The sequence below is a fragment of the Stenotrophomonas sp. YJH_SMC_48-3 genome (assembly GCF_059369375.1).
The window spans coordinates 281,943-294,258 of sequence record NZ_JCAFSQ010000005.1 but is presented as its reverse complement, the minus strand read 5'-3'; the positions used below and the strand labels follow the sequence as shown (position 1 = coordinate 294,258).

Here is a 12,316-nt window from a genome sequence, read left to right as displayed (position 1 = left end):
GTTGCATTTTACCGGTCCAGATCCGGCCAGTCGTGCGGCGCATCGGCCAGGAAGGCGCGCGCCACGCTCTGGAGGGCATGCGTGCCGGCGTGCAGTTCGTGCGGGGCAAATTCGCGCAGCACGTGCACAGTGCCGACGTCGGACGTCTCCTGGCGATGTCCGAGCAGCATCAGCGGCACCCCGGCCAGGCGTGCCAGGCGGATCGGCGCCGGTTCCGGCGACGATGCCACCAGCAGCTCCGGGCCCAGCACGGTCAGCACGGTCGCGCCTTGTCGAAGCTGACGCCATGCGCGTCCGTGTTGGCCTGGCTGGCCGATGTCCAGCCTGTGGCCGCGGCGCTGCAGCTGCTTCAACGCGCGATGTGGCGGCGAGTTCTCGCGATGGGGGCTGTTGAGGAAGTAGTGTGCGGGCGCGCCGGGGCGATCGAGCAGGGCAGCCATCGCCAGCTCCGGGTCACCACTGGGCAGCAGGCAGACCACGCGGCGCCGCCCGCCGGCGGCGGCCCACAGCGCCTGCGGATCACGCCAGAGCATGCCGCGCAGCCACTGCTGTTGTGCATCGAAAGGCAGTGCATGCAGCCGCTTGCGGGTGACACGGCGCAGCCAGTCTCGTGCGAGCACGTGCGGGGCCAGGTTGGCAGCATGTTCGGGGGGGCAGCCCAGGCGGAGCAGGGCGTGCCGCGTGCGGTTCAGGCGCTGCCTGCACAGCCAGGGCCCGAACTGCCGGAAAGCGCACTCCGCCAGCCGGGCGTGCACCCGCAGCGGCAGCACGGCTGCCGCCGCGCAGCCCGCTTCCAGCCCGGCATGGTGGCCGATCAGGCGCAGCGCCCACAGCAGTTCTCCCAGTCGTCGTGACGTCATTGCGTGGCCCTTCTTCACAGAGGAACCCAGCTTCGGCAACGTCGCCATGGGGAAGAACCGGACAAGTTCGAAATGTGGCGTTCACATCAGGACGAATGCGACACCGCATCCGGCTCTTTTGGACATCGTCCTACATCTGCGGCGAACACCGGCTTGCATGCTCTTCATCCACCCAAACGCTCCGGTCGCCCCTGGCCACGCTCATGCGCCCCCCTGCTCCTTCCACTGCTGCTGATCCGTTCCGCGCCCTTCCAGGTGCACGTGCAGCTGCCACCGATGCCGATGAGCTGCGTGCGCTGAAGCGCTACCCGCGCCGGCTGATGCTGGCCTGCGGTGCCGTGCTCAGCCTGCTCTCGATCAGCGTGCTGATCACTTTGCTGGTGGTGCAGGTGAACCGGTTCGAAGCACGTCGGATTGCCGATTTCCGCCGCGCGCACAATGCACTGCAGATCCAGTTGGCGCGGCAGGATGCCAGCTACGCGCGCGTGGCCAACATGGCGGGCTACGCGTGGGGGCGCAATATCTCACTGGGCGATACGCCGCCGCAGGCCATGCGCCGGGCCTACCTCGAGGGCGGCCAGCGGCTGATGGTGGTCGCCGATGACCGCAGCCGCCCGCAGATGGCGCTGGGTCTTGCCACGGCTGACTGGCCAGCCGCCGAACTTCAGCGGTATCTGCAGTTGAGTGCGGCGGTGTCGTTGATCCAGCGCCTGACCGCCAGCACCACCGACGGTGAGCCCGCCAGTGCCTCCTATTTCTTCGATCCCAGTGGCCAGTACCTGTCACTGGACAGGGGCCTGACCGAGCGCAGCCTGATGGACGCGCTGGCGGTCGACTCCCGGCAGCAGGTGTTCGAACATCTGCGTGCACCGGCACAACTGCTGGCACCGGCCTCCAGCCATGACCAGGTGCCGCTGCTGGAAAGCGTGACCCAGCGTGGCCAGCCAAGGCGCTCGTTCGCGCGCCACCCGATCAGCGGTGAGCCGTCGCTGGTATCGGTGTTCCAGGCCCTGGACGGGGCCTCGCCCATTGCGACCTTCGTTGCCTACGAGCCGATCGAGCGATTGCAGGCGCTGCTCCGGCGCAACAGCCAGGGGCATATCACGCTGGTGGACCGCGACGGAATGCGCGTGCTGGCGTCCAGCGAGCCGGGCGCCGCCCCGCAGTCGCCGCTGTCCGAGGGCGACTGGGTGCTGTTGGGCGATGCCACCCGGGCGCGCTTCCATGAGGGCCGGTTTACCCTGGCGCTGGGTGTGGCCGGCACGCCGTGGACGCTGGTGGAGACCTACTGCTGGCGCGACATCCTGCAGGGCATCGCGCCGGTGCTGGTGGCCGGTGGCCTGTTGTTGATGGCGGCGCTGGCGCTGTTGTGGGCCTTGCTGATATGGCTGCATCGACGCATGTACACGCCGGCGCTGGAGCAGGTACAGCACATCTACGCGCGCGATGAACGCCTGCAGCAGCTGCTCGAACACCTGCCTGTGGGTGTGGCACTGCTGGACGCACGCAGCGGCGCGGTACAGGACCAGAACGGAACGCTGCGCCGTATGGACCTGGGGACAGGCGCCCGCCTGTTGCCGCGATTGTGTGAAGCGGCACTACGCAACGATCCTGCCGCTGCGGGTCTGATCGACAGCGAGCTACCCTCGATCCACGACGCACGCCAGTTGCGGCACCATCGCGCCCGCTTGCGGCCGGGTGGCCGCACCTGGCCGGGCAGTGTGCTGTTGGTGGTGGAAGACGTGACCGATCAGGTGCATACGCTTCGGGAGCAGGAGGAGCGCACCCGCGAGGCCGAGCGTTGCAGCCAGGCCAAGTCGCATTTTGTTGCCGCGATGAGCCACGAGATTCGTACCCCGCTGCACGGCATCATCGGCCATCTGGAGCTGCTGGCCCGTGCGGCGCTGCATCCGGAACAGCTGGAACGGGTGATCCGCCTGCGCCAGTCAGCCGACTCGCTGATGGACATCATCACCGACGTGCTGGACCTGTCTCGCATCGAGTCCGGGCAATGGACGCTCAACCCCGAGCGGTTCGCGCCGGCGGCGCTGCTGGAACGGGTGGCGGTGCTGTATGCGCCAATGGCGCAGGCCAAGGGCCTGCAGCTGGACTGCGTGGTGGACCCGGAGGTGCCGGAGGTGGCCGTGGCACCGATGGCGGCGATTGAACGGGTGCTGCGCAACCTGGCCAGCAACGCGCTGAAATTCACGGCCTCTGGCCGCGTGCAGCTGCGGCTGGCCTGCCGCCGCGAGGGAGGGCAGGCGCGGCTGCGCCTGGACGTGACCGACTCAGGAATCGGCTTGACCGCAGCCGAGTGCGAGCGCCTGTTCCAGCCGTTCATGCAGGCCGACGCCAGCATCCTGTCGCGCTTTGGCGGTTCAGGCCTGGGCCTGGCCCTGTGCCAACAGCTGTGCGAGCGCATGCAAGGGCGCATCTGGGTAGAGAGCACCACGGGTGTCGGCAGCCGCTTCGTATTCGAAGTGCCCCTGTTGACCTCGATCACCACACCACCAGCACTGCCCCTGTTTGGCCGCGAGATTGGACTGCTGGCCGCCGCAGGGCCCTGGCGCGGTGAACTGGAACGCCGGCTGCGCGGCTGGGGCGGGCAGGTCAGGCTGCTTTGTCCGGGCACCGAGGGTGGCCTGGGTGATCTGCGCGCAGGCACGCCGGTGGTGGTCTTCGAGCCTTCCCCAGCAGGGCTGAAGGCCGTGCAGGACGCGGGCCACCCACTGGTCTGGGTCGGTCGGGAGGGACCTTTGCGACCCCACCGCTTGCCCCGTGGCGTTGAAGTGTCCTGTTACGCCAGCGAGGCCCTGCGCCAGGCACTGACGGCAGGCCCCGGCCTCGCAGAGTCGAATACGTCAGTTGTTGGCGCAATCGGATAAATTGCATGTGCACTCAGCTGAGGATCAAGGTCATGGCAGACGCCGACACCGCAGACGGTACGGGCCGGGCGGCCGCACGCCTGGACGACCTGCGCCGGTTGCGGCGGCGCCTGCTTCTGGGCGGCGGTGTCCTGATCGCGGTGCTGGTGCTGCTGGCCACACTGGTCAGTTCGGTGGCCGATGTGGAAGAGTTCCACGCGCGCGAACGGCAGTCCTTCGGCGAAGCGCGCGCCGCGGTGGACTATTTCCTGTTCCAGCGCGACCGTGCGTACGCCACATCCATCAATGGCAACGACGTGCTGTGGCGCGACCAGCGCCCGGCCCTGCAGCACGTGGGAACACCCTTGGCCGAGCGCTTCCACGGCCAGGGTGACGAGGTGGTGGTGCGTGCCCAGGGCCGTACCGCCGTGCCATGGCTGGTGCTTGGCGCGCGCGACAACCCGCTGCCCGAGGCCGAGCTGCGTGCCTACCTCGGCATGGTGGATATCTATTCCGCCTATACCGCAGATTCGATCACCGCCCAGGACGCAGGTGGTCCGGTGCTGATGTACGCCTACGAGCCGCAGGGGCGGCTGGTGGCGGTGGCCAATGTGCGTGACGAGGCCCAGCTGCTGCAGATGCTGGGTGTACCGACCCGGCGCCAGGCGTTTGCGCGGCTGCTGAGCAACGAACCGCAGATCCGCAAACTGGCGCCACGGCCGGGCCCGATCCGCGCCGCCTCCCGCGAGGGGCGCCTGCTGTCGCACTACGGCACCAACCCGCTGACTGGCCAGCCGGCCCTGATCGGCATGGTGACCATGGCCGAGGGCACCACCCCGTACTTCCGCCGGGTGGTGTTCGAGTCCATCGACAACATCCGCGCCCGCCTGCAGTCCCGCGAGCAGGGGCGCTACCTGGTGGCGTCCAGCAACCAGCAGGTGGTGTTCAGCACTGGCGGCCTGTCCGCGCAGGATCAGGCCATCCTGCTGGGTACGCTGGGCGGCACGGCCGCCAGCCAGCCCAAGCGCGAGTATGTGCAGGGCCGTTTCATCCTCACCTGCAGCCTGCCAGGGGTGAACTGGACCCTAAGCCATGTCTACGACTGGGGCGATATCTGGCGCAGCCAAGGCTATTACCTGCTGGCGCGCTGGCTCAGTGCGCTGCTGATCATCGGCCTGTTGTGGTGGCTGCTGCGGCGCATCGACCGCCGCGTGTTCACCCCGGCGCTGGCCGATGCCTCGCGCGTGTACGAAAGCGAGGCGCTGAGCCGGGTGATCATCGGCACCGCGCCGATCGGGCTGGCACTGCTGGCGCGCGACAGCGGGGCGGCGCTGCTGCAGAACGAGGCCGCGCGCCACCTGGTGGGCGGTACGGCGGGCGCATCGCCGCGGCACGAGGGCATTACGCCGCTGTATGCACGCCTGGTGGAGCTGGGGCGCAATGCGGCCGAAGACGAGATCGTGGAGCTGCAATGGTCGCCGGAGCAGGGCGGGGCTGGCAGCCAGCTACAGGTCAGTCTGTCGCGTGCCACCTATCACGACCAGCCGGTATGGGTCTGCGCCATGCGTGACGTGACCGCGCAGCGCGAACTGGAAGACAACCTGCGCCGGGCGCGCGAAGACTCGGAGTCGGCCCGGCACTCGGCCGAGGCCGCCAACCGGGCCAAGTCCGCCTTCGTAGCGACCATGAGCCATGAGATCCGCACCCCGCTCAATGGTGTGCTGGGCCATCTGGAACTGCTCGCGCGCTCGCCGCTGCAGGCCGGGCAACGCGAGCGCCTGGATCGCATCCGTTTCTCGGCCGATGCGTTGATGCGGATCATCAGTGACGTGCTGGACTTCTCCAAGATCGAGGCCGGCCAGCTGGACGTGGAACCGGCGCCGTTCGCGCTGCGCCCGCTGATTGAAAGCGTTGCCCTGCTGTACGCGCCCGATGCGCTGCGCAAGAACGTACGCCTCTACTACGCCGTGGAAGCGCCGGCGGACCACCAATGCATCGGTGATGCGCATCGCATCCGCCAGATCCTCAACAACCTGGTCAGCAATGCGGTGAAATTCACTGAATCCGGGCGAATCCTGCTGCGCGCCGAGCTGCGGCCGGCGGAGGCGGGCAGCGTGCTGCGGGTGCAAGTCATCGACTCCGGCATCGGCATGAGTGCCGAACAGGCCGCGCAGCTGTTCCAGCCGTTCCAGCAGGCCGACGCCAGCGTCTCGCGCCGTTTCGGTGGCAGCGGGCTGGGCCTGGCCCTGTGCCAGCAGCTGGCGCAGGCGATGGGCGGGCAGGTGGCCGTGGACAGCACCGAACGCGTGGGCAGCAGCTTCACCCTGACCCTGCCGGTGCGCCTGCAGGCGGCGCCGCCTGCCACGGCGGCACTGGCGGGGCAGCAGGTGACCGTGTTGTCCACCACGCCGGAATGGCGCGCCGAAATGACGCGCGTGCTGCAGGCCTGGGGCGCGGTCGTGACCGCGCTGGATCGGCCGAATGCGGATGACAGCGGCGATGTGCTGCTGATCGTCGGCGATCACCGGGCATGGAACGAGGACGAAGAGCAGCAGTTGCAGGCACTGCATCGGCGTACCGTGCTTGCGCATGCGCAGGGCCCGCTGACGCCGGAGCAACACGGTACGCGCGTTGAGGTCACCTGCTATGCCAGCGATGCACTGCTGCTGGCGTTGGAAGGTGACGGCGCACCGGCCGCCGAACGTGCCGTAACCGCGGCAGCACCCACGCGGTCGCGGGGCACCGTGCTGCTGGTGGAAGACAACGCGGTGAACCGCGAACTGATCCAGCAGCAGCTGGAAGAACTCGGGTACGCGGTGGAGGTTGCCGAGGATGGCCAGGCAGCACTGGCCCTCTGGCGTGACAATGCCTTCATGGCGGTACTGACAGACATCAACATGCCCGTCATGGATGGCTACGCGCTGGCGCGGGAACTGCGTGCACGTGGCCAATCGCTGCCGATCCTGGCGATCACCGCCACCGCGTTGGCCAGTGAGCGCGAGCGTTGCCTGGCGGCCGGCATCGACGATCTGCTGCTGAAGCCCCTGAACCTGGAACGGCTGGAGGCGGGGTTGTCACGACTGCGGCCGATTGCCCCACCTGTGCAGGAGTCGCCGGTCGTAGCGGAGACCGGGGGCCCCCGAGGGATCTCTGTCGCCATCCGAAGGCTGTTCGTCGAAACCGGCGACAAGGACCTGGCCGCCATTGCCGAGGCTCGCAGCGACAACGATGCGCAGCGCCTGCTGGATCGCGTGCATGCCTTCAAGGGCGTGCTGCAGATGATCGGCGAACGGGAGCTGGGTGCGCAGTGCGGCGAGGTTGAGCAGCAGCTGCGTGATGGCCGTACGGTCGACCCGGGCACGCTCGACACGCTGCAGTCTGCGTTGTCGGCCTGCCTGCAGGCCTACCGCGAGAGGCTGGAGCGGGAATCATGAGGGCGTGCTGTAGAGTGGCGGGGCGCTCAGTCCGCCTTGAGGCCAAGATCGGCCGCGAAAGTGTGCAGCTCGGCATCGCCGGCAATGCCCAGCTTGCGCATGGCATTGATCTTCTGCGTGCTGACGGTCTGCTTCTTGCGGCCCAGGGCCGTCGCGATCTGGGCAACGCTCAGGCCGGAAATGAACAGGGCGATGACCTTCTTCTCGCTGGGCGAGAGCGAAGTCACGCGACGCTTTTCCAGATGCTGCAGGTGCTCGGCCACGCTGGGCGACAGGTAGCGCCGTTGCGCATAGACCGCCATCACCGCCGATGCCACATGCTGCAGGTCATCGCCCTTGCTGAGGATGCCTGCCACGCCGAGGCTGTTCAGCCGGTTGAGCAGCCCTGGCTGGTCCAGGCCGGTCATCACCACGATGCGCAGGTCCGGGAAGCGCGACTGCAGATGGTCGAGCAGCTCCAGGCCATCGCCATGATCGCCGCCCGGCATCGCATAGTCGGTCACCACGACGTCGCAGGGCGCGTCGTCCTTCTCGGCCTGTTCCAGCAGCTTCACCAGCTCGGACGAATCCTTGGCCTCGCCAATGCACTGGATGGCCGGCGCCTCATCCAGCGCGGCCCGCACGCCCAAGCGGATCACCGGGTGGTCGTCAGCAAGGGCCACGCGGATCAACAGATGATTCATGGGGCGCTGTTCCCTGGGTCTGGTGGAATGGAAGTGGTTCAACAGCCGGTCGCACATACACAAGGAAACTACTGCATGAGCATTCGCATTGTCGTGGCCGATGACCACCCGGTCGTCATCGCCGGTGCGCAGGAGGCACTGGCGAAGGTGCCGGGCATCCAGATCATCGCCAGCGCCACCGATTCTACGTCATTGGTCGAGGCGTTGAGTGGTACTCCCGTCGATGTGGCGGTCACTGACTTTTCGATGCCCGGCGGCCAGTATGGCGATGGCGTGGCATTGCTGGGGTTCCTGAAGCGCCGTTTTCCCAAGGTGCCGCTGGTGGTGCTGACCGGCATTGGCGGCACCCAGATACTGACCAGCCTGCGCCGCGCGGAAGTAAGCTGCATCGTGGCCAAGACCGATCTCATCGATCACCTGGTATGCGCCATCCAGGCAGCACACAAGGGTCAAGGCTATCTCTCGCCTGACATCGAGCGCCAGATCGGCAGCCTGGACCAGGCGGTATCGGCGGCAGCGCTGACCAAGCGCGAAACCGAGGTGCTGCGCCTGATCGCCGAGGGGCGCTCGCAGAAAGAAATTGCCGAACAGCTGCAACGCAGCCGCCAGACCATCAGCACGCAGAAACACTCGGCCATGCGCAAGCTGGGCCTGAAGCGCACGTCGGACATATTCGAGTATGCCGTACGCGAAGGCCTGGTCTCTGCATCGCAGGCCTCGCACCTTCGGCGTGGTGGATCCGATTGATGCTGGAACATGCGCAAAACAGGCATCGTCCGATGGCTACGCCAGATCCAAGCGGTAGGGTGGGGAGAATCCTGTCCTTCCACACCGGAGCCGCCGTGCCACGCCCGCTTGATGGCCACATTGCTGCCTTGATGTCCAGCTTCGCCCAGCTCAAGCCACAGGCGCAGAAGCGATTCCTTGAGCAGCTCAATGAGTACCTGTACGCCTCGGCAGCGCAGCGCAGGCAGCTCCGGCGTCAATGGCCGAATTTCGTGATCGAACCCTGCACCTGCCATGAGGACGAGCCCGGCTCTCCGTAGATCTGCGGTTGAGCGTGCAGCAAATGAGGGCTGCATGCCGGTTCCGGTTTCCCCTTCTGCTACAAATGTGAAGCGTACGTGAAAATCGTACTCGTCAGACAGATTGAGCGGCAAGTCGACGTCATTGTCTCGGATGCCGACCGCCACGAAGGTGGTGGAGCGGCATTCCACCCATCAACAGCGAGACATCATGATTTCACGCAAGCTCCTCTGCGCTGCCGTGCTGGCATGCGTCGCCCCGCTTTCCGCCGCCGCGGCGGATGGCTACCTGACCCCGGGCACGAATGGCGGCAGCGGCAAGATGCCCTCAGGCTATTCGCACCTGAATTTCGTACTGGCGGAGGATGACTTCGCCCGTATCGTCACCCTGCCGGGGCGCCCGCAGGCCGGTGACCGCGTGACGCTCAGTTCGCTGGCCGACAGCTACGCGATTCTGGACGCCCGGAAGACCGTGTTTGAAGAGCAGGTCCATATCCCGGTCGACAGCCTGAGCAATGCCGAGTTCCGCTGGAGCGCGGCCTACAGCCGTTGGGACGTGGTGGGTGGGCTGACCGCGCGCCTGGTGACCGGCCGCAACACCGACACTCTGCAGATTCCAGACTCGGATCACACGCTCACCCAGGTTGGCCTGTACGACACCAAGCGTGCTTCAACTGTGCAGTTGCCGACCTTGGCCCGCAACGGCTCGTTGCTGGTGGTGGCCAACGCCTCCAGTGCGGACGTGACGGTGCGCGGCGTGCAGGCGCAGGGCAGTGCCAGCACCTGCGAAGCGGGCCGCAACTGCGCGTTCGTGTACGGTGCCGATGGCGTGTGGTACGTGCGCCTGGGCAATGGCCGCCAACAGGCCACCGAATCGCTGCCGACCCCGGCCAAGCGCTGGACCGATGTGTTCCTGAGCAGCCCTGCCGATGACCCGTTGCTGCCGCAGGAGATGCGCCTGCCGCGCGAAGCGGTCTGTGGTGACGTCTACCAGTTCACCAATCTGGACACTGCGCAGTTCACCCGCGTGTCGGCGGAAAACACCGATCTGAAGAACAGTGCGCTGATCCGCAAGGGCCATCGCTACGTCTTCCGCTTCGATGGTGCCCAGGGCCGCTGGATCCACCAGCGCGTCAAGTAACCGGCCGTCGCACGCAGACCACCCAGGCCGCTCAGCGGCCTGGGTTCGTATCGACTCATTCACCGAGGTATCACATGAAGACCCTTCTTTCTGCGGCCTGCGTCGCGGCAGCGATCTGCGTGCCTGCAGTGGCTCTGGCCAGCGACGACGCGGGTTACTACGCCAGCATCCGCGTCATCGACGCTCACCACCAGGCCCGCAACATGGATGCCAGTGCCCGCCCGGGCATCGGCCAGTTCGTCGCCGGCGACCAGCGCCAGCACTTCGCCACCGGTTCGGCGGCCTTCGGCTACGCGCACGGCAATGGCTGGCGCACCGAAGGTGAGTATGTGGTTCGCCGCACCGACACCTACACCAGCGGCTCCAGCGCCTTTGCTACCAGCTTCAACAACCACGACGTGCGTTCGCAGCGGCTGATGCTCAACGCGTACCGCGATATCGCCATCAACGATGCATGGTCGGTCTACGGCATGGCCGGCGCCGGCCTGTCGCACCTGCAGTCCGGTGGCTGGCAGGGCAACCCGAACCGCCAGTACGGCAAGTCCACCCGCACGCAACTGGCGTGGTCGGCGGGCGTAGGCATTTCGGTTGCGGCAGGCACCAACACCACGGTGGACCTGGGCTACCGCTACACGGACCTGGGCACCACCGAAAGCGGATGGAACCGCTTCGCCAACGCGCGCGGCCTGCAGGACGAAAAGATGCAGCTGGATCTGGCATCGCGCGAAGTGACGCTGGGCGTGCGCTACGCATTCTGAACCGATCGGCCGGGCAGGGTGGGGCCAGCGAAAACTAGTCGTTGTCCTATGCCTGGAAATGCCCGGCATCCCTAGCATTTCCTCTCGAAGGGAATGCCCTTCGCTCAGGCCCAGCACAGCGCGGCTTGAACGCCAAAAACCAAACCCAACAGGAAATTCAACATCATGAACAAGCTTGCAATTGCTCTGACCGCCGCGCTCTCGCTGGGTGCTGCTGCTTCGGCCTCGGCGGCTGATGGCACCATTACCTTCACCGGCAAGATCGTGGCTGCCACCTGCAAGGTGGAAATCGGCGACGGCGGCGGCTCCACTGCCACCGTGGCACTGCCGGACGTCACTGTCGGCGCTGTCGATGGCCCTGACGCCGGTAAGCGTACCTTCAAGATCAAGCTGTCGGCCGACACCGGTTCCGGCGCGGCCTGTGACAAGGACACTGCGAAGCTCTACGTCTACAAGAGCACCGTCAACGCCAACGGTCACCTCGCGAATCAGTATACCGATGCAGTTGATGACCCGGCGTCCGATGTCGCACTGAAGCTGTCGCGCATCGAATCTGGCACCGAGACTGAAATCAATCTGCAGACGGCCGAGCTGGAAGCGACCAAGGCTTCGGGTGAGTTCGAATACGAGTTCGCCACCCGCTATCAGGCCACGGCTGCAGCAGGCGCTACCAAGGCGGGTGGCTTCACCTCGCAGCTGATGTTCGACGTCGAGAACTACTGATCTGACCCACAGACGGGTGAGCGCAGGGCCGTGAGTCATGAACCTCACGGTCCTGCCATCCGGATCCAGGAGACAGTGCCATGAAGACCTTCTTCCGCAACGCCCTTCGCTATGCTGCTCTCATGCCGTTGCTTGCCACCTCGCTGGTGGCGCATGCCAACGTGGTGGTGGAAGGCACCCGGGTAATCTACACGGCCGACATGAAGGAGGCGTCCGTTCGGATCCAGAACACCGGGCAGGTCCCGAGCCTGGTGCAGGTCTGGGTGGATGAAATCAACGTCAAGGCCGACCCAAGCACCACGCGTGCTCCGTTCGTCGCATTACCACCGTTGCTGCGTGTAGACGCAGGAAAGAGCCAGGTGCTGCGCCTGCGCCAAATCGGTGGCGAGTTGCCGCAGGACCGTGAGTCGGCATTCTGGCTCAATATCCTGGACGCTCCGGCCGCTGAAAAGCGTGGGTCAGGCTCGGCACAGCTTCAGATTTCAGTGCGCAACCGAATCAAGCTCTTCTATCGCCCGCAGTCGCTGGCCAAGCAATCGGTCAGCGGAGTGATCGAGAATCTGGAATGGTCGGTTGTGCCGCACCAAGGTGGCTGGGCATTGCAGGTGCGAAACCCCAGTGTCTTTCACGTGAGCCTGATTCGTGCCGAGGTCATCAACGGCAACAACAGCGCGGAAGCGAAGGGCATTGCCATGATTGCTCCTCTGACCACGCAGCACTTCGCACTACCGGGTGACGCAAATGCACGCTCTGGAAGCGTGAAGTTCAAGTTTGCCAGCGAGCATGGTGCTCTGATCGAGCACACGGTGCCACTGCGCAACCCCTGAG

At 66.2% G+C, this 12,316-nt stretch carries 10 protein-coding genes; 8 read left to right on the top strand and 2 right to left on the bottom strand.

Annotation, left to right across the window (positions count from 1 at the left end):
• Nucleotides 1-8 precede the first annotated feature (8 nt).
• Nucleotides 9-860 (bottom strand): hypothetical protein, encoded by an 852-nt coding sequence (locus AC5P65_RS10585; RefSeq protein WP_206621585.1) that lies wholly within the window; start codon nucleotides 858-860, stop codon nucleotides 9-11.
• 203 nt (nucleotides 861-1,063) lie between these two features.
• Here AC5P65_RS10585 and AC5P65_RS10580 point away from each other — a divergent pair, with 203 nt between their 5' ends.
• Nucleotides 1,064-3,745, top strand: a complete 2,682-nt coding sequence (locus AC5P65_RS10580) for an ATP-binding protein (RefSeq protein WP_180832487.1) — start codon at nucleotides 1,064-1,066, stop codon at nucleotides 3,743-3,745.
• 32 nt (nucleotides 3,746-3,777) lie between these two features.
• Nucleotides 3,778-7,158, top strand: coding sequence for an ATP-binding protein (locus AC5P65_RS10575; RefSeq protein ID WP_180832485.1), 3,381 nt, complete (start codon nucleotides 3,778-3,780; stop codon nucleotides 7,156-7,158).
• Between the two features lie 26 nt (nucleotides 7,159-7,184).
• On the opposite strand, the gene AC5P65_RS10570 is transcribed toward AC5P65_RS10575, so the two are convergent.
• Nucleotides 7,185-7,841, bottom strand: a complete 657-nt coding sequence (locus tag AC5P65_RS10570) for a response regulator (RefSeq protein WP_180832483.1) — start codon at nucleotides 7,839-7,841, stop codon at nucleotides 7,185-7,187.
• Here AC5P65_RS10570 and AC5P65_RS10565 point away from each other — a divergent pair.
• The 6 genes from AC5P65_RS10565 (at nucleotide 7,800) to AC5P65_RS10540 (ending at nucleotide 12,315) form a co-directional block, all read left to right on the top strand.
• A complete protein-coding gene (locus AC5P65_RS10565; RefSeq protein ID WP_495215564.1) occupies nucleotides 7,800-8,588 on the top strand; it encodes a LuxR C-terminal-related transcriptional regulator in 789 nt (262 codons plus the stop codon). The genes AC5P65_RS10570 and AC5P65_RS10565 overlap by 42 nt on opposite strands.
• A 95-nt stretch (nucleotides 8,589-8,683) precedes the next feature.
• Nucleotides 8,684-8,887: a hypothetical protein gene (locus tag AC5P65_RS10560; RefSeq protein ID WP_146268403.1), complete on the top strand. Its 204-nt coding sequence runs from the start codon at nucleotides 8,684-8,686 to the stop codon at nucleotides 8,885-8,887.
• Nucleotides 8,888-9,077: 190 nt separating this feature from the next.
• A complete protein-coding gene (locus AC5P65_RS10555; protein WP_180832479.1) occupies nucleotides 9,078-10,007 on the top strand; it encodes a hypothetical protein in 930 nt (309 codons plus the stop codon).
• 74 nt (nucleotides 10,008-10,081) lie between these two features.
• A complete protein-coding gene (locus tag AC5P65_RS10550) occupies nucleotides 10,082-10,765 on the top strand; it encodes an outer membrane protein (protein WP_180832477.1) in 684 nt (227 codons plus the stop codon).
• A gap of 165 nt (nucleotides 10,766-10,930) precedes the next feature.
• Nucleotides 10,931-11,488 (top strand): fimbrial protein, encoded by a 558-nt coding sequence (locus tag AC5P65_RS10545; protein WP_111101905.1) that lies wholly within the window; start codon nucleotides 10,931-10,933, stop codon nucleotides 11,486-11,488.
• Nucleotides 11,489-11,568: 80 nt separating this feature from the next.
• Entirely contained in the window at nucleotides 11,569-12,315 is a 747-nt protein-coding gene (locus tag AC5P65_RS10540) for a fimbrial biogenesis chaperone (RefSeq protein ID WP_111101906.1), read from the top strand.
• Nucleotide 12,316: the final 1 nt, after the last annotated feature.